Annotated in this window: 17 protein-coding genes and 1 tRNA gene; 10 read left to right on the plus strand and 8 right to left on the minus strand. The window is 54.0% G+C overall.

The features are described from left to right. Positions 1–75 precede the first annotated feature (75 nt). Both groL and O9K67_RS22480 read right to left on the minus strand, forming a co-directional pair. The gene (gene groL, locus O9K67_RS22475; protein WP_061498543.1) at positions 76–1722 is read right to left on the minus strand and encodes a chaperonin GroEL; all 1647 of its coding nucleotides are present in this window, start codon (positions 1720–1722) and stop codon (positions 76–78) included. Positions 1723–1761: 39 nt separating this feature from the next. Further along, positions 1762–2055, minus strand: a complete 294-nt coding sequence (locus O9K67_RS22480) for a co-chaperone GroES (RefSeq protein WP_007372708.1) — start codon at positions 2053–2055, stop codon at positions 1762–1764. A gap of 255 nt (positions 2056–2310) precedes the next feature. Between O9K67_RS22480 and yjeH the strand changes: the two genes are divergently transcribed. Beyond that, positions 2311–3567, plus strand: coding sequence for an L-methionine/branched-chain amino acid transporter (yjeH, locus tag O9K67_RS22485; protein WP_061498545.1), 1257 nt, complete (start codon positions 2311–2313; stop codon positions 3565–3567). Positions 3568–3596: 29 nt separating this feature from the next. On the opposite strand, the gene O9K67_RS22490 is transcribed toward yjeH, so the two are convergent. After that, positions 3597–4067 (minus strand): FxsA family protein, encoded by a 471-nt coding sequence (locus O9K67_RS22490; protein ID WP_061498548.1) that lies wholly within the window; start codon positions 4065–4067, stop codon positions 3597–3599. 339 nt (positions 4068–4406) lie between these two features. Between O9K67_RS22490 and aspA the strand changes: the two genes are divergently transcribed. From aspA to O9K67_RS22515, 5 genes are all read left to right on the plus strand, one after another. Continuing rightward, the gene (gene aspA, locus O9K67_RS22495) at positions 4407–5843 is read left to right on the plus strand and encodes an aspartate ammonia-lyase (protein WP_061498553.1); all 1437 of its coding nucleotides are present in this window, start codon (positions 4407–4409) and stop codon (positions 5841–5843) included. A gap of 117 nt (positions 5844–5960) precedes the next feature. Further along, entirely contained in the window at positions 5961–7262 is a 1302-nt protein-coding gene (locus O9K67_RS22500; RefSeq protein ID WP_061498556.1) for an anaerobic C4-dicarboxylate transporter, read from the plus strand. Positions 7263–7371: 109 nt separating this feature from the next. Continuing rightward, positions 7372–7719 carry a divalent cation tolerance protein CutA gene (cutA, locus tag O9K67_RS22505; protein ID WP_061498559.1) on the plus strand — a complete coding sequence of 116 codons (348 nt, stop codon included), beginning with the start codon at positions 7372–7374 and terminating at the stop codon, positions 7717–7719. After that, complete coding sequence (dsbD, locus tag O9K67_RS22510; RefSeq protein WP_061498562.1) at positions 7695–9539, plus strand: protein-disulfide reductase DsbD; 1845 nt, start codon at positions 7695–7697, stop codon at positions 9537–9539. The genes cutA and dsbD overlap by 25 nt, the downstream gene beginning before the upstream one ends. Positions 9540–9586: 47 nt before the next feature. After that, positions 9587–10162: a transcriptional regulator gene (locus O9K67_RS22515; protein ID WP_061498566.1), complete on the plus strand. Its 576-nt coding sequence runs from the start codon at positions 9587–9589 to the stop codon at positions 10160–10162. On the opposite strand, the gene O9K67_RS22520 is transcribed toward O9K67_RS22515, so the two are convergent. Together O9K67_RS22520 and O9K67_RS22525 are read right to left on the minus strand one after the other, a co-directional pair. Further along, positions 10159–10764 (minus strand): LysE family translocator, encoded by a 606-nt coding sequence (locus O9K67_RS22520; RefSeq protein WP_061498569.1) that lies wholly within the window; start codon positions 10762–10764, stop codon positions 10159–10161. The genes O9K67_RS22515 and O9K67_RS22520 overlap by 4 nt on opposite strands. 37 nt (positions 10765–10801) lie before the next feature. After that, the gene (locus O9K67_RS22525) at positions 10802–11647 is read right to left on the minus strand and encodes an AraC family transcriptional regulator (protein ID WP_061498577.1); all 846 of its coding nucleotides are present in this window, start codon (positions 11645–11647) and stop codon (positions 10802–10804) included. A 185-nt stretch (positions 11648–11832) separates the two neighbouring features. Between O9K67_RS22525 and O9K67_RS22530 the strand changes: the two genes are divergently transcribed. Beyond that, positions 11833–11908: transfer RNA gene (locus O9K67_RS22530), tRNA-Phe, on the plus strand. A 74-nt stretch (positions 11909–11982) separates the two neighbouring features. Here O9K67_RS22530 and O9K67_RS22535 read toward each other — a convergent pair. Further along, complete coding sequence (locus O9K67_RS22535) at positions 11983–12384, minus strand: hypothetical protein (RefSeq protein ID WP_061498580.1); 402 nt, start codon at positions 12382–12384, stop codon at positions 11983–11985. Between the two features lie 206 nt (positions 12385–12590). Further along, complete coding sequence (locus tag O9K67_RS22540) at positions 12591–13223, minus strand: ECs1377 family protein (protein ID WP_061498583.1); 633 nt, start codon at positions 13221–13223, stop codon at positions 12591–12593. Between the two features lie 179 nt (positions 13224–13402). Here O9K67_RS22540 and O9K67_RS22545 point away from each other — a divergent pair, with 179 nt between their 5' ends. Then, positions 13403–14014 (plus strand): DUF2238 domain-containing protein, encoded by a 612-nt coding sequence (locus tag O9K67_RS22545; RefSeq protein WP_061498586.1) that lies wholly within the window; start codon positions 13403–13405, stop codon positions 14012–14014. Positions 14015–14094: 80 nt separating this feature from the next. Then, complete coding sequence (locus tag O9K67_RS22550; protein WP_061498588.1) at positions 14095–15048, plus strand: nickel/cobalt transporter; 954 nt, start codon at positions 14095–14097, stop codon at positions 15046–15048. 42 nt (positions 15049–15090) lie between these two features. Here the strand turns inward: O9K67_RS22550 and proP are convergent, their stop codons facing one another. Continuing rightward, positions 15091–16593, minus strand: a complete 1503-nt coding sequence (proP, locus tag O9K67_RS22555) for a glycine betaine/L-proline transporter ProP (RefSeq protein WP_061498590.1) — start codon at positions 16591–16593, stop codon at positions 15091–15093. 604 nt (positions 16594–17197) lie between these two features. On the opposite strand from proP, the gene kdgT reads away from it, so the two are divergent. Further along, positions 17198–18196, plus strand: a complete 999-nt coding sequence (gene kdgT / locus O9K67_RS22560; protein ID WP_061498593.1) for a 2-keto-3-deoxygluconate transporter — start codon at positions 17198–17200, stop codon at positions 18194–18196. Positions 18197–18267: the final 71 nt, after the last annotated feature.

Consider the following 18267-nt stretch of genomic DNA (forward strand, 5'->3'; position numbering starts at 1 on the left):
AAAGAGCGGGGATAAGCCCGCTCTTTTTTGTTGAACTCACGACAGGGTAAACCCTGCGCATGTGCCCGGCAGCAATTACATCATGCCGCCCATACCGCCCATGCCGCCCATACCACCAGCAGCACCTAAATCCGGTGCATCGCTTTTCGGCAGGTCAGTCACCATGCACTCGGTGGTGATCATCAGACCGGCTACAGATGCCGCGTACTGCAGAGCAGAACGGGTCACTTTAGTCGGATCCAGGATACCCATGTCGATCATGTTGCCGTACTCTTCGGTCGCTGCGTTGTAACCGTAGTTACCGTCACCGCCTTTCACAGTGTTAGCCACAACTGACGGCTCTTCACCGCAGTTCAGCACGATCTGACGCAGCGGAGCTTCCATTGCGCGCAGCGCAACTTTGATACCCACGTTCTGGTCTTCGTTCTGGCCTTTCAGGTCAGCGATTTTGCTTGCTACGCGGATCAGCGCAACGCCACCACCAGCAACCACGCCTTCTTCTACCGCAGCACGGGTCGCGTGCAGGGCATCTTCAACGCGGGCTTTTTTCTCTTTCATTTCAACTTCGGTCGCTGCACCGACTTTGATAACCGCAACGCCGCCTGCCAGTTTCGCTACGCGCTCCTGCAGTTTTTCACGGTCGTAATCAGAGGTTGCTTCTTCGATCTGCTGACGGATCTGAGTGACGCGGCCCTGGATTGCAGTTTCTTCACCCACGCCATCGATAATAGTGGTGGTGTCTTTGTTGATCACAACACGTTTAGCCTGACCCAGGTCTTCCAGGGTTGCTTTTTCCAGTTCCATACCGATTTCTTCAGAAATTACGGTACCACCGGTCAGGGTTGCGATGTCCTGCAGCATAGCTTTACGACGATCGCCGAAGCCAGGCGCTTTAACCGCAGCCACTTTCACGATACCACGCATGGTGTTAACCACCAGGGTAGCCAGCGCTTCGCCTTCAACATCTTCAGCGATGATAACCAGCGGTTTGCCTGCTTTCGCAACGGCTTCCAGAACCGGCAGCATTTCACGGATGTTGGAAACTTTTTTATCAGCCAGCAGGATGAACGGGCTTTCCAGTTCTACAGCGCCAGTTTCCGGCTTGTTGATGAAGTAAGGAGACAGGTAACCGCGGTCAAACTGCATACCTTCAACCACGTCCAGTTCGTCCTGCAGACCGGTGCCGTCTTCAACGGTGATCACGCCTTCTTTACCCACTTTGTCCATTGCTTCCGCGATCAGTTTACCGACGGTTTCATCGGAGTTCGCGGAGATGGTGCCAACCTGAGCAATGGCTTTGGAGTCAGAGCACGGTACGGACAGCGCTTTCAGCTCTTCAACCGCAGCAGCGACAGCTTTGTCGATACCACGTTTCAGATCCATCGGGTTCATACCCGCAGCAACAGCCTTCAGGCCTTCAGTGATGATGGACTGCGCCAGTACGGTCGCAGTGGTGGTGCCGTCGCCTGCAGCGTCGTTCGCTTTGGAGGCCACTTCTTTCACCATCTGTGCGCCCATGTTTTCGAACTTGTCTTCCAGTTCGATTTCACGTGCTACAGAAACGCCATCTTTAGTGATGGTCGGTGCACCGAAAGATTTATCCAGAACCACGTTACGGCCTTTCGGGCCGAGGGTAACTTTCACTGCATCTGCCAGAACGTTTACGCCGCGCAGCATTTTTACACGGGCGTCGTTACCGAATTTTACGTCTTTAGCTGCCATTTTCTCTTTCCTTAAATTCGTTCAGTTTCGCGAGTGAAATTACGCTTCAACAATTGCCAGAATGTCACTTTCGGACATGATCAGCACTTCTTCGTTGTCGATTTTCTCGGCTTTAACACCGTAGCCATCGTTGAAAATCACGATATCGCCCACTTTAACGTCCAGCGGTTGCACAGTACCGTTTTCCAGGATGCGACCCTTACCGACAGCGATGATTTCGCCACGCGTTGATTTGCCTGCTGCAGAACCGGTCAGAACGATGCCGCCAGCGGATTTTGATTCAACTTCTTTACGTTTGACGATCACACGATCATGTAACGGACGAATACTCATTGATAGCTCTCCTTTGAGAAAGTCTTTATCAGTTATGGATGACGCCGGTCCGCACAGGGTTCTCCGGCTGGTGACCTGAGAGATGGGGGTCGATTTTTCCCCCTTCAAGGGGGAAGAGCAAAAAAAATTTACGAAAGTGCATCAATGCGCATAAGTGCGGAAAATAGCAGCACCGCTGGTCCAGCTATAAGAAAAACCGATTGTGATAACATCCCTTTTCTTGAAGTCAGTCAGACAGAGGGTGATGCAGGGGCAATGGGCGGATTAAAACAAGAACTGGGGCTGGCCCAGGGTATCGGGTTGCTTTCCACCTCCTTACTTGGCACTGGCGTTTTTGCCGTACCGGCGTTAGCCGCCGTGGCTGCGGGTAACAGTAGTTTGTGGGCATGGCCGTTGCTGATAGCGCTGGTATTTCCGGTGGCGATTGTTTTTGCCGTGCTGGGTCGCCACTTTCCCAGCGCAGGCGGGGTCGCACACTTTGTCGGCATGGCGTTTGGCCCACGTCTGGAGCGGGTAACGGGTTGGCTGTTCCTCTCCGTGATCCCGGTCGGGTTACCGGCCGCGTTGCATATTGCCGTCGGTTTCTGGCAGGGCATGTTTGGCTGGCAAGGATCGCAGTTGCTGATGACAGAGTTAGGCACGCTGGCGCTGATTTGGTTTTTAGGCACGCGCGGCGCTGGCTCCAGCGCCAATCTGCAATCGATCATTGCGTTACTGATTGTTGCGCTGATTGTCGCTATCTGGTGGCGCGGCGGTATTCACTTCGCTGATATTCCCTTCCCGCCGCTACCGCAGGTATCGCTGTCGGAGATGTCCTCATCTCTGGCGGTCATGTTCTGGTGCTTTGTTGGGCTGGAGGCTTTCGCCCATCTGGCCTCAGAGTTCAAAAACCCGGAGCGCGATTTTCCCCGTGCATTAATGATAGGTCTGCTATTGGCAGGTTCAGTGTACTGGGGCTGTACCGTGGTAGTGCTGCACTTTGACCTCTGGCGCGATCAGGGCGCGGCGGCGTCATTACCGGTAATTGTGGTCGAACTGTTCGGCAAGCAAGCGTTGTGGATCGCCTGCACCATTGGTTATCTGGCCTGCTTTGCCAGCCTGAATATTTACATTCAGAGCTTCGCCCGCCTGGTGTGGTCACAGGCAATGTACAAACCGGATAGCGCGCTGGCGCGACTCTCCGGGCGGCAGATACCGCAACATGCGTTAAGCGCAGTGATCCTCTGCTGTATCGTCTGCACCCTCGCGATTTATGCATTCAGCATTAATCTCGATACGCTGATCATCTACGCGAACGGGATTTTTATCACTATTTATCTGCTGTGTATGCTCGCGGGCTGCCGGTTGCTGAAGGGGCGCTACAAAGCGCTGGCGATCGTGGGTAGCGTGCTGTGTCTGCTGTTGCTGGTGGTTCCCGGCTGGAAAAGTCTCTATGCGATATTCATGCTTGCCGCGCTATGGTTCTTTTTACCCAAACGTCGGATCTCAGCCTCCCCCTCCGTTCACTCATAAAACAAGCCCGGCGTCGCCGGGCATCCTGTTTAGCGGTCGTCTTTGTTATCCAGGCGATCGCGCTGATCGTCTTTGCGCTGGTATTCCCCTTCGAAGGTCTCTCCACCACCACTCCCCGCCCCAAAACCTCCACCAGGCATACGGGAAAAACGCAAATGCGGCATCAGTTTCAGCGTCAGGTGTTTTTGCACCGGTGGCAACAGAAGCAACAGGCCGAGAAAATCGGTAAAGAACCCCGGCAGTACCAGCAACAGACCCGCGATAATCAGCGACACGCTTTTGATCATCTCAGCCGCCGGGCTTTCACCTGCCGCCATTTTCTCCTGCATCAGCATAAAGTTCTTGAAGCCCTGATTACGCACCAGCGACATGCCGATCACTGAGGTAAAGATCACCAGAATCAGCGTCATCAGAACGCCAAAGACATGCGCGACCTGAATAAAAATCGAAATCTCAATATAAACGTATAAAAAAAAGGCAATAAACGGTATCCAGCGCACTGGCTTCTCCTGTCGACGGACAGACGCCCTGTGGCGGCTGTCTGAATGAGTTTGCGAATCGCATGGTTACTGAGATGGTGACGAATACGAAAAATTCAATTTCCCGCTGGATGAAAATGTCCTCTTTGTCACGAAGCGGTGACTCATTTCACATATTAATAATTATGATGCAACGGCGAATATAATAAGTGATCAAGATTACGGCATTTCGCTATCATCAGCATATCATTCCGGGTATCGGGCCGATTATGGGGATAATCGTCGGTCGGAAAAGACACATAACCACATTAATACTGTGTGTTTGGTGTATTCATTCGTAGCTTGAAAAAGAAGGTTCACATGTTAAACAACATTCGTATCGAAGAAGATTTGTTAGGTACCAGGGAAGTGCCGGCGGATGCCTACTACGGCGTGCATACTCTGAGAGCGATTGAAAACTTTTACATTAGCAACAGCAAAATCAGCGACATACCTGAGTTTGTGCGTGGCATGGTAATGGTGAAAAAAGCGGCAGCGCTGGCGAACAAAGAGCTGCAAACCATCCCTAAAAGTATCGCGAACACTATCGTTGCCGCATGTGATGAGATCCTGAACAACGGCAAATGCATGGATCAGTTTCCGGTAGACGTCTATCAGGGCGGTGCAGGAACCTCCGTGAACATGAACACCAACGAGGTGCTGGCCAACATTGGCCTGGAGCTGATGGGCCACCAGAAAGGCGAATACCAGTTCCTGAACCCGAATGATCACGTGAACAAATGCCAGTCCACCAACGACGCCTACCCGACCGGCTTCCGTATTGCGGTCTATGCCTCTATCGTCAAACTGGTCGATGCCATTAAACAACTGGGCGAAGGCTTCGAGAGTAAAGCCGTTGAGTTCCAGGACATCCTGAAAATGGGTCGCACACAGTTGCAGGACGCCGTTCCGATGACACTCGGTCAGGAGTTCCATGCCTTCAACGTGCTGCTGAATGAAGAAACCAAAAACCTGCTGCGGACATCCGAGCTGCTGCTGGAAGTGAACCTCGGTGCGACCGCCATCGGTACCCGCCTCAACACGCCGGATGGCTACCAGCAACTGGCGGTGCAGAAACTGGCGGAAGTCAGTAACCTGCCGGTTGTACCTGCGGAAGACCTGATTGAAGCAACGTCTGACTGCGGCGCCTATGTGATGGTACACAGCTCGCTGAAACGTCTGGCCGTCAAGCTCTCCAAAATCTGTAATGACCTGCGTCTGCTCTCTTCCGGCCCACGCGCCGGGCTGAATGAGATCAACCTGCCGGAGTTGCAGGCGGGCTCTTCCATCATGCCAGCCAAAGTGAACCCGGTAGTGCCGGAAGTGGTGAACCAGGTGTGCTTTAAAGTTATCGGCAACGATATCACCGTCACCATGGCCTCTGAAGCGGGTCAGTTACAGCTCAACGTGATGGAACCGGTAATCGGCCAGGCGATGTTTGAGTCGATTCATATCCTGACCAATGCCTGCTACAACCTGCTGGAAAAATGCATTAACGGCATTACTGCCAACAAAGAAGTGTGCGAAGGCTATGTGTACAACTCCATCGGCATCGTCACCTATCTCAACCCGTTTATCGGCCATCACAACGGCGATATCGTCGGCAAGATTTGCGCCGAAACGGGCAAGAGCGTACGGGAAGTGGTGCTGGAGCGCGGCTTGCTGACTGAAGCCGAACTGGACGACATCTTCTCGGCGCAGAACCTGATGCACCCGGCCTACAAAGCGAAACGTTATACCGATGAAAGCGAACAGTAACCCCTACGGCTAAACAGACAAAAGGCACGCCCGGATGGCGTGCCTTTTTTGTTGTGCGGTTACCAATCCATAACAATTACTTATCAACAGGTTAACTGACAATAAGGAAACAGTCTTATGATACTCGTCGAACTTATCATTGTTCTTCTGGCTATCTTTCTGGGGGCCAGATTAGGGGGCATAGGCATAGGTTATGCTGGTGGTCTTGGTGTACTGGTGCTTGCTGCTATTGGTATAAAACCGGGGAATATTCCTTTTGATGTTATCTCTATTATCATGGCGGTTATCGCCGCGATTTCCGCCATGCAGGTGGCAGGGGGTCTGGATTACCTGGTTAACCAGACGGAAAAATTACTGCGCCGGAACCCGAAATACATCACTATTCTTGCGCCGATCGTCACCTATTTCCTGACGATCTTCGCCGGAACAGGTAATATCTCGCTGGCGACGCTGCCGGTTATTGCTGAAGTGGCGAAAGAGCAAGGCATCAAGCCCTGCCGCCCCTTATCAACCGCGGTCGTATCGGCGCAGATAGCTATCACAGCCTCGCCCATCTCGGCAGCAGTGGTGTATATGTCCTCGCTGATGGAAGGAAAGGGAATCAGCTATCTGCATATGTTGGGGGTGGTTATCCCTTCCACCTTGCTGGCAGTGCTGCTGATGTCTTTTTTAGTTTCCATCTTGTTTAACTCGAAGCTCTCAGATGATCCGGTCTATCAGGCGCGACTCGCCGAAGGGCTGATTATGCTGCGTGGCGGCAAAACCATTAACATCCTGCCGGGTGCCAAAACCTCCGTCTGGCTGTTCTTGCTGGGCGTCGTAGGCGTCGTCGTTTACGCTATCCTCAACAGCCCGAGCATGGGGCTGGTAGAAAAACCGTTGATGAATACCACCAGCGCTATCCTGATTATTATGCTGAGTGTGGCGACGTTAATTACCCTGATGTGCAAAGTTGAAACTGGCACCATCCTCAACTCCAGCACCTTCAAGGCAGGGATGAGCGCCTGTATCTGTATTCTCGGCGTTGCATGGCTTGGCGATACCTTTGTTTCGGCCAACATTGACTGGATCAAAGAGACCGCAGGTACTGTTATCCAGGCACATCCGTGGCTGCTGGCGGTAATCTTCTTCTTCGCTTCTGCGCTGCTTTACTCTCAGGCCGCCACGGCGAAAGCACTGATGCCAATGGCGCTGGCGCTGAACGTTACCCCGCTCACCGCGCTCGCCTCTTTTGCGGCAGTTTCAGGTCTGTTTATTCTGCCAACCTATCCGACACTGGTTGCGGCGGTACAGATGGATGACACCGGAACAACCCGCATCGGACGTTTTGTCTTTAACCATCCGTTCTTTATCCCTGGCACGATGGGTGTCGTGTTCTCCGTCTGCTTTGGTTTCCTCTTCGGCAGCATCATGCTGTAATGTACCGGCGGCAGGGCAAAGGCACCTGCCGCCTCTTCATTCCTCGTTCGTTGGTAAATTACCCCTGCCACTGTATAGTGACCTTTCGATACATCACGCGGAGGTTTCTATGCACGATGACAACAACCTGACGCCATCCCTTCCTGATGCCCTTGTGGTACTCTGCACCGCCCCGGATGAAGCCACCGCTCAGGATCTGGCGGCAAAAACGCTGGCGGATAAACTCGCTGCCTGTGTCACCATTTTACCTGGCGCCACGTCACTGTATTACTGGGAAGGCAAGCTGGAGCAAGAGTACGAAGTTCAGCTATTGCTGAAAACCGACGCCGCCCATCTCGAAGATCTCTTCGCCTGTATAAAATCGCACCACCCGTATCAGACCCCGGAATTACTGGCCTTACCCGTTACCCACGGAGATTACGACTACCTCTCATGGCTCAACGCATCCTTACGCTGATCCTGCTGCTGTGCAGCACATCCACCTTTGCCGGATTGTTTGACGCGCCCGGCCGCTCTGACTTTGTGCCTGCCGATCAGGCCTTTGTTTTTGATTTTCAGCAACATCAGCATGATTTAACCCTTAACTGGCAGGTGAAAAAAGGCTACTACCTTTATCGCCAGCAGATCCGCGTTACCCCTGCACAGGCGAGTATCGGCCCCCTTTCGCTACCGGAAGGAGAGAGGCACGAAGATGAGTTTTACGGCAAAACAGACATTTACCGCCAGCAACTGAGCGTACCGCTTAAGGTGACTCAGGCGGCGAAAGGCGCAACGCTGACCGTCACCTATCAGGGCTGCGCCGATGCCGGGTTCTGCTACCCGCCGGAAACCAAAATCGTGCCGCTGATGGATGTGGTGGCAACCACCCGCGACACCTCCACTTCTGTTCCCCCTGCTACCTCCGGAACGGTTGTTCCCCCTGACGCCTCCGGAGTGTCGGTTCCCCCTGACGCCTCCGGAGCGTCGGTTCCCCCGGCCGTCTCCGGAGCGTCGGTTCCCCCGGCCGTCTCCGGAGCGTCGGTTCCCCCTCTCCCCTCGGGGGAGAGGGCCGGGGTGAGGGGAAATACACTCCCCTTCTCCGCACTCTGGGCACTGCTGATCGGCATTGGCATTGCATTTACGCCCTGCGTATTGCCAATGTATCCACTGATTTCCGGCATCGTACTCGGTGGCAAGCAACGTCTCGCCACACCACGGGCATTACTGTTGGCATTCATCTACGTCCAGGGGATGGCGCTCACTTACACCGCGTTGGGATTGGTGGTTGCCGCCGCCGGGTTGTCGTTCCAGGCCGCGTTACAGCATCCGTACGTGCTGATCGGCCTCTCTGTGCTGTTTAGTCTGCTGGCGCTCTCCATGTTTGGCCTGTTTACGCTGCAGCTTCCCGCCTCCCTGCAAACCCGTCTGGCGCTGTGGAGTAACCATCAGAAAGGCGGATCGATGGGCGGCGTGTTCGTCATGGGGGCGATTGCCGGGCTGATTTGCTCTCCCTGCACCACCGCGCCGCTGAGTGCCATCCTGCTGTACATTGCCCAGAGCGGCAACCTGTGGCTCGGCGGTGGTACGCTCTATCTCTATGCGCTGGGTATGGGGCTGCCGCTGATACTGGTCACCGTGTTCGGTAACCGGCTGCTGCCGAAAAGCGGGCCGTGGATGGAGCAGGTCAAAATCGCCTTCGGCTTTGTGATCCTCGCTCTGCCCGTGTTCCTGCTGGAGCGCGTGTTTGGCGAGATCTGGGGATTACGCTTGTGGGCGCTATTAGGCATCGCGTTTTTCACCTGGGCGTTTATCACCAGCCTCAGCGCAACGCGCTCAATTGTGCGCGTGCTGCAAATTGCGCTGCTCGGCGCGGCGCTGGTATGTGCCCGACCGCTACAAGATTGGGTTTTCGGCGTACCAGCCGCACAGGCGCATGCAGCGCTGGCGTTTAAGACAGTGAAAACCGTGGATGAACTGAACCAGGCGCTGGCGCAGGCCAATGGCCGCCCTGTGATGCTGGATCTCTACGCCGAATGGTGCGTGGCCTGCAAAGAGTTTGAGAAGTACACCTTTAGCGATCCGCAGGTACAGGCAGCGCTAAAAAATACGCTCTTATTGCAGGCGGATGTCACCGCGAATAACGCCCAGGATACGGCCCTGCTGCGGCACCTGAACGTGCTCGGCCTGCCGACGATCCTGTTTTTTGATACCCAAGGGCAAGAGCAGCCTGCGGCCAGAGTAACCGGATTTATGGACGCTGCTGCCTTTACCTCACATTTGCGCAATCAAGCCCCGTAAACAACACTTGGTGGGGGGAATACGCTTCACATAACGGAGGCATCACCGTGCAACGCGAAGACGTTTTGAGCCAAACTTTACAGTTGCTTGAATTAAAAGGGATTGCAGACACCACGCTGGAGATGGTCGCCGAACGCATTGATTACCCCATTGATGAGTTCCGCCGTTTCTGGCCGGATAAAGAAGCACTGCTGTATGACGCCCTGCGCTATCTGAGCCAGAAGGTGGATATCTGGCGCAGGCAGCTCTTGTTGGATGAAGAACTGAGCAGTGAACAGAAGCTCCTTGCACGCTACGGTGCGCTGACCGAATGCGTCAGTAATAACCGCTATCCCGGCTGTCTGTTTATCGCCGCTTGCAGCTTCTTTCCCGATCCTGGTCATCCCATCCATCAACTGGCGGATCAGCAAAAACGCGATGCCCACGACTTTACGCACGAATTGCTGACCCGGCTGGAAGTGGACGATCCGGCTATGGTGGCGAAGCAGATGGAACTGGTGCTGGAAGGCTGCCTGAGCCGGATGCTGGTGAACCGCAGCCAGGCCGATGTCGATACCGCTCAGCGGCTGGCAGAAGATATTTTGCGCTTTGCCCGCTGTCGCCAGGGCGGCGCGCTGACTTAAACACCAAACAGTCCCGCCCAGGCGGAAGCCAGCAAACAGAGCGCCATCCCGCGCTGAAACCAGATAAGGGATGTCGCCGTGCGAAACAGCCGGTTAGCCGCTTTGCCCAACAACGTCCATGCACTCAGGCAAATCAGTGAGATCAGTAAAAACCACAGTGACAGAAATGACACCTCGCGCAGCGGTTGACCGCTGTGCGGGGCAAACAGACTCACTACTGCCAGCGCCATCATCCAGGTTTTGGGGTTGATCAACTGCAACATTGCCGCCGCCCGACCGCTGAAGGGGCGCTGCGCGTTGCCCTGTAAATCTGTGGCGGGAGCAGAAAAGAGTTGCCAACTCATCCAGCTTAGCCACAGCGCGCCCGCCCAGCTCATCACCTCACGCACCAGCGGATAATCCCGCAGGATCTCCCCGGCACCCGCACCCGAGATAAAAACGATCAGACTCGCCGCCACACACGCGCCCACCACGGCGGGCAGCGTCGCTTTAACGCCAAAGCGTTGGCTACTGGCGAGGATCAGGATATTTGTCGGTCCTGGCGTAATCGAGGCGACAAAGGCGAAGAGTAAAAACGGTAAAGAGTTATGCAACAGGTTCACAATCAGGCTCCTTAGTCATGAGCCTCAGACTGTGGCGTTATTTTTCCGTATCGTCTGGAAGATTTGTGCACAACCTGCGGTAATGCGCGGGCGACAGGCGATAAGCCCGCTGAAACCAGCGCCCGAGATGGCTCTGGTCGGCAAAGCCTAATGCGGCAGCAACGCTGGCCGGTTGTGCGCCCTGCGCCAGTTGCGCGCGTGCCGTGGCAAGGCGAAGCTGAATAAGCCAGGCATGAGGGCTTAAGTGGAATTCGCGCTTAAAGCAGCGCGTCAGCGTAAAGCGATCGGTGCCGGTTTCCCGCGCCAGGTCCGACAATCCAATATTGTCACCAATATGCGCATGAAGATAATCCCTGGCACGGTGAGCAATCGCCGCGCTTTGCACCTGCGAAGGCAGTCGTTTATGCCACTGGCAATGGTGAGTCAGCTGGCTAAGCAGTGTATCCATAGCACTTTGTTGGACAATACGCATCTCTTCGCGGTGCAGCGCGTAAAAGGTCTGCGCAATCGCACCGATCAACTGCGGTTCGCGGGCGATAGTATGAGAAAAATGGAGTGAATAGCTGGACGGCACCGACTCATACAGGCCGCGTAATGTATCGCTCAGCCAGTGTTCATCAAGATAAAAGGTCAGGTAGGTAAAACCGCCGGCGACGGGCGCATCGCCATCGTGGATCTCTCCCGGTTCCAGTAAAAAAGCGTCGCCAGGCGTGCTGCGATGGCGCTCGCGACGGCAGTGAAACTGCTGGGTGCCCGCCAGCGTGATCCCCACCAGGTAGCTATCGTGCCAGTGCGGATCATATGCGTGCCCTTCAAAGTGGGCGCGAATTGTTTCAATGCCGGTATCTGCATGCTGCCGCAGTTCCAGCCAGTCATTAGCCATAAAGCCTCCGGAACGCCTTCAGTTTTTTTAGCATTCCTCGCCGGTCAATAAAAGTCTGGAAGATTTGTGCAATTCCCGTTTTACGCCGCAGAATCGCACAGATTGCCGCAAAGTTGAGCAACCGGTTAGCATTTAAAGAAATAAGGTTGACGCCTTAAGACGATTAAGGTTTAATGCGCCCCGTTGCCCGGATAGCTCAGTCGGTAGAGCAGGGGATTGAAAATCCCCGTGTCCTTGGTTCGATTCCGAGTCCGGGCACCACTTATTCAGAGAACCCAGCCTACGGCTGGGTTTTTGCTTTTCTGCTTCCGGACGCTTCATCGAACTCCGTTCGATTATTCGATAAAAGTCAGTTTTGTCGACTCTCCTGTCTGCGTAATGAACGCCCCTTTATCGCTGTCACCCTTGACCCACATTTTCCCCATCACAGGATCTTCTGTTTCGTGGTAACCAAGTGACTCAAGATAACGCTGGATACCAGCCGTATCTGCCTGACCGTCGTACTCAATCTGACTCGACTCGGGTGCAGGACCATCAGCAGCCCGGAAATGTAACATAACGATTTTACTGAAATGAGGGGCATTTTTGATTTCATCTGGCGTCAACAACCGGTATTCCAGCCAGTCGGAAGGGGTGTAATCCACACTGTCTGCCATATACACAGAAGAAAATTTAAAAAAAACCACAGCCAACAACAGAATGAGGGAAATCACGCCGTACTTTATCACTCTGCTCATCGAAACCTATCCTGGGGCTGCCGCCCGACATTCATAAGCACACCATTGTTTGAGATGACCTGGACCGTATCCCCTGAAAAGTCATTATAGGGTTGAACGCATTTCATGAAGCCCGGAAGCTCCCCATAAGGGCATAACGAACGAAACATACCGCACTATTTCACGCCTTCGGCAGAACAAAGAGAGTGCCGCCACGCAAAACTCACTTACCCTTCCTCTCTCCGGTAAACCGGAACGTTGCGGGTGGTGCCGGTCAGGTTATCGGACACCTCTGTTTCGGCTGTGGCGATTCGCAGACCGGCTTTTCTGAGCCGCTGAATATCGGCGGCAATACGCTGGCTGCCAAACCAGAACAACGCATCGAGTGCGGTGACCTGCAAACCCTGCTCCAGCGCCATCTTCAGGCGTTCTCGCGGGGCACGCACCTCTTTGGCGATTTGCTGGTAAGGCGTCGCCGACGTTCCGGTCGGATCAACACGCCGGATGCGGGTCGACAGACGGTACTGAAAAGCGTCTGGTATATCGCTCAGATCATTTTTCAGGCTATAGACGCAGCCAAAGCGCTTGCCATTGAAAATGACGTTTTTCTGGTTGAGTTGTAGTTCATCCCGCACGCTGGCGATCAGCTGCGGCGCGCGGATCAGCAATAACCGGAAAGGGAGCTCAAAGCTGGTCACGTAGTCCACATTCAGCAATGCAATGCGTAACCGTTCTTCCGCTCCAGCGCGGACTTGCAGACACTCCTGCGCCACATCCGCCCACTGCTGCGTCAAGCGTGGTGTTTCAGCGGCTTCCACAAAACTGTACTTTTCGATTTGATAATCAATGATCCCGCTCACCCTGAATGCCCTTCTGCTTGCTCATCCGTATCGGTTGTTCACTTTACCAACACGCGAATATAACCGGAAGATTGCTGCAAAAGAGAAAGTGGAAAACGGAGTAACGTCATTTTGCCCGCAGGATTGTTTTTTAACACTATCGGACTGATAGTTATCTTTTTTCCGAAATGGCTATACGTATGATTAAGAGCGTTAACCGCACCACGCTGAACGTGGCTGCACTCCTTCTGGCACTGATTCTGGTCTATACCGGTCTGATGGCGAAAGACCGTATCACCTGGCTGATGGAAGTGGTGCCCGTAATGATCGTCGTCCCCCTGCTGCTCGCCACCTGGCGTCGCTACCCGTTAACCGCATTGCTATATGGGCTGATTTTTTTCCATGCCATCATTCTGATGGTCGGCGGGATGTACACCTACGCCAAAGTACCGATTGGTTTTGATGTGCAACAACTGTTTGGCCTGAGCCGTAACCCGTATGACAAACTCGGCCACTTCTTCCAGGGGCTGGTTCCGGCGCTGGCGGCGCGGGAGATCCTGCTACGCGGGCGCTATGTGCGCGGCGGAAAAATGCTCGACTTTATTGTCTGCTGCATTGCATTGGCGATCAGCGCCACCTATGAGCTGGTTGAGTGGTGGGCTGCACTGTCGATGGGTCAGGGAGCGGATGAGTTTCTCGGCACCCAGGGCGATCCCTGGGATACGCAATCCGATATGTTCTGCGCCCTGCTGGGTTCGTTGACCACGGTATTGGTGCTGGGACGCTGGCATAAACGACTGCTTCCTTCCTGACGCACCCTGCGGCGAAGGCTGGAGCCGATGTCCTTCGCCGCCTATACTTCAGGCATCACTCTTTCATTGCCCGTAAGCTTATGACCACGCAACCTCTTACCCGCGACTGGCGCTTGCCTGCGGCTTTTGCCGCCCTGGCTGTCGCGCTGTTTGCGCTCTTCACGATCCATGCTCACTGGGGCGCGTTTCTGCAATGGTGCCTGGCCACGCAAATCACCCTGCACCGTTATCTGGTGATGTACCTGCTACAACTGAATAACCATCAGTACGGCGGCGGGCTATGGCTGCTGACCGGAGCTTTTTTCTATGGCGTACTGCATGCCATCGGGCCTGGTCACGGTAAATTTATCGTTACCACTTATCTGAGCACCAACAAAGAGAGCGAGATGGCCGCCCGTGTGGTACCGGTGCTGGGCAGTCTGATGCAGGGGGTCAGCGCCATCCTGTTCGTCTTTATTTTGGCGGTGGGGTTTAATCTCGCCGCCGGCGATCTGAGCGAAAGCCGCTGGTATGTGGAAAAGGTCAGCGCCGTGATGATTGGCGGATTTGGCGCTTATGTCGCCTGGCGTGCAATCAACGATCTGCGCCCGCGCGCACTGAACATTCACAGCCTGGCCCCGCTGCATCAGCATAGCGATCGGTGCGGTTGCGGCCATCACGGTGTTGGTGCGGCAACACAAGGCGACTGGAAAACACGTCTGGGTGTGATCCTCGCCATTGGCGCGCGCCCGTGCAGCGGTGCGATCATGATTTTGCTGTTCTCAAACGCTCTGGGTATCGTGACATGGGGCATCGCTGCGGTAATGACCATGGCGGTAGGCACTGCGCTGTCCATCATGGGGTTATCGCTGGCGGTGCGCTATGCGCGCAACAGCACAGCGACCTTTTTTGGTGGCAACGCAGGTCAATTAAGCAAGGTGGTTCCGCTATTGAAAATGGCAGGGGGCGTGGCGTTAATACTGTTTGCGGTGGTGCTGTTCTTAACCGTCATCCCGGTAAGTGCGAACGGGGATTATATTGCCGCCGGCTGCTGATAACGATACGGATGGCGTTGCCGCCATCCGCTCATCATCGGACTAGTCGTTAATTTTCGGATGCTGCTGCACCAGCCGTGCGCGTTTCTCCTGCAATTGCGCAATTTCTTCATCAATATCTTCGATCTTCTGCTCAATATTATCGTGATGCTCCTGCAGGATTTCTTTTGCTTCCTGAATATCCGACGCGGCTGGCGTTGCGCCTTTCAGCGGGCGGTTCGCCGTCTCTTTCATGGTCAGGCCGGTAATAAGACCAATCACGGCGATCACCATCAGGTAGTAAGCTGGCATCAACAGATTGTCAGAGCTTTCCACCAGCCAGGCAGCCAGCGTTGGCGTCAGACCCGCAATCAGCACCGAAATATTAAAGGCGCTGGCCAGTGCGCTATAGCGGATATGCGTGGGGAACATCGCGGGCAACGTTGAAGCCATCACCCCGGTAAAGCAGTTCAGGATCACCGCCAGCATCAGCAAGCCCGCGAAAATCAAGCCGATAATGTTGCTGTTAATCATAATGAAGGCCGGAATGGCCAGCGCAAACAGTGCAACGCTCCCCAGCAAAACAAACGGACGGCGACCAAAACGGTCGCTCAACAGCCCCATCACGGGCTGCACAAACAGCATACCGATCATAATGGCGATGATGATCAGTACGCCGTGATCTTCGGAGTAGTGCAGGTTGTGCGACAAGTAGCTCGGCATGTACGTCAGCAACATGTAATAGGTGACGTTGGTGGAAATCACCAGGCCAATACAGGTCAGCAGGCTGCGCCAGTGTTTGGTGGCAATCTCTTTGAAAGAGATCTTCGGTCCTTCCTGCAACCCCTGGCGATCGCCCTGCTCCAGCTTATCAACATGCTGCTGGAATGCCGGTGTTTCTTCCAGCGCATGGCGCAGATACAAACCGATAATACCCAGCGGCAGCGCTAAAAAGAACGGAATACGCCAGCCCCATTCCAGAAAGTTATCTTCGCCTACAATGGTTGAGAGCAGCACCACAACGCCCGCGCCCAGCACAAAACCGGCAATGGAGCCAAAGTCCAGCCAGCTGCCCATAAACCCGCGTTTACGGTCCGGAGAGTACTCCGCAACGAAAATGGACGCCCCGGTATATTCCCCGCCCACCGAGAAGCCCTGCGCCATCTTACACAGCAACAGCAATATCGGTGCCCAGATGCCAATCGTGGCGTAAGAGGGAATCAAGCCGATACAGAACGTACTGACCGACATAATCACAATAGTGATGGCGAGGATTTTCTGCCGCCCGTATTTATCGCCGAGCATGCCGAAAAACAGACCGCCAAGCGGCCGAATCAGAAAGGGGACGGAAAAAGTCCCAAGCGCGGCAATCATTTGCACGCTGGGGTTGGCATCCGGGAAGAAGACTTTACCAAGGGCGTAGGCCACAAAGCCGTAAACGCCGAAATCAAACCACTCCATGGCGTTACCCAGCGAGGCGGCGGTAATCGCTTTACGCAGTTTGCCATCATCAATGATGGTCACATCACGCAGGGTAATCGGTTTAATTTTTTTCCTTTTTAACATGCATCTTTTCCTCTTTAGACTTTCGCCCGAACCGCCCGACTTTCCTTTTATTGCCAGACGTTTTTACAGCGTTTTCAGCTTTCTTATTCAAGCGTAGCAGGTTTACTTACACTGGCATGGGCAGCCTGTACAACCGAACCTGTTGACGCCTGTTGGGCAGTTAATGACCTTTTTACCCTAGCAGGGTTTTAAAATGTGATCAAATTCACACATTCTCCTCGGTGATCATCATCCCCACTTTTAACACACCTCATTTCGACCGTGATTATTACTCTGCTTCCTTTATTTACGTCTGGTTTTTCACAACTCATTTACAGCAATTTAATTTGATAAAACATCAGAAAATCTTTACACAAAATATGTGAGGAAGATAACTAAAACACTGTTTTATTCTTATTGAATCAATATTCCAAAGATCAGATGATACGCGCAGAAACAGCGGCGTTAGCGTCAGTTCTGCGCCAGGCAAAGGCACATAGCCCGAATGATGGCAGGAAATGGCCGCGAATAAACCGATAACATAATCATTTAACTTTCTGAAAGTATTGAATATTAACTTTTATCTTTCCTCGTTCATGCTGATGACGAGAAATGAGGGCTCATTATGAAAATCAAGGCCACAATTGAACGTATCCCTGGGGGGATGATGCTGGTCCCGCTGCTATTAGGGGCTATTCTGAACACACTTGCGCCGGATACCGGTGCGTATTTCGGTTCCTTCACCAAAGGCATGATTACCGGCACAGTACCGATTCTGGCGGTATGGTTCTTCTGTATTGGTGCATCCATTGATTTACGCGCCACCGGCACAGTATTGCGTAAATCCGGTACGCTGGTGATGACCAAAATCGCCGTCGCATGGGTCGTTGCTATGATCGCTGCGTCCTTTATTCCGGACACCGGGATCCAGACCGGTTTCTTCGCCGGTCTCTCGGTGCTGGCCATCGTCTCCGCCATGGATATGACCAACGGCGGCCTGTACGCCAGTCTGATGAACCAGTACGGTAGCAAAGAAGAGTCCGGGGCATTTGTGCTGATGTCACTGGAATCCGGTCCGCTGATGACCATGGTGATCCTCGGCTCCGCAGGTCTGGCCTCCTTTGAACCACACCACTTTGTCGGCGCTGTATTGCCGTTCCTGATCGGTTTTACGCTCGGTAACCTCGATCACGACCTGCGCGCATTCTTCAGCAAGGCGACGCCGGTGCTGATCCCGTTCTTCGGCTTCGCGCTGGGGAATACCATCAATCTGAGCGTGATTCTGGATACCGGTCTGCTGGGTATCTTCCTTGGTGTGGCGGTCATTATCATCACCGGTATTCCGCTGATCATTGCCGATCGCGTGATCGGCGGCGGCAACGGTACCGCCGGTGTGGCAGCCTCTTCCGCCGCTGGCGCAGCGGTGGCTAACCCGGTGATTATCGCGCAGATTAACCCGGCATTTCAGCCTATCGCCGCTTCCGCAACGGCGCTGGTTGCTGCCAGTGTGATTGTGACAGCGATTCTGGTGCCGATCATCACGGCACTGTATGCAAAGCGTTTCGGTACTATTCCACTCGCTACAGACAAAACGGAAACTGCCGTCGAGTCCACCGGGCATTAACCGCCCACAAAAAAAGCCCCATCAGGGGCTTTTTGTTGTTCGCTATGTCCTGCAATTAACGACCCGTCCGG

This window comes from Kosakonia oryzendophytica, from assembly GCF_027886705.1.
Classification (GTDB): Bacteria; Pseudomonadota; Gammaproteobacteria; order Enterobacterales; family Enterobacteriaceae; genus Kosakonia; species Kosakonia oryzendophytica.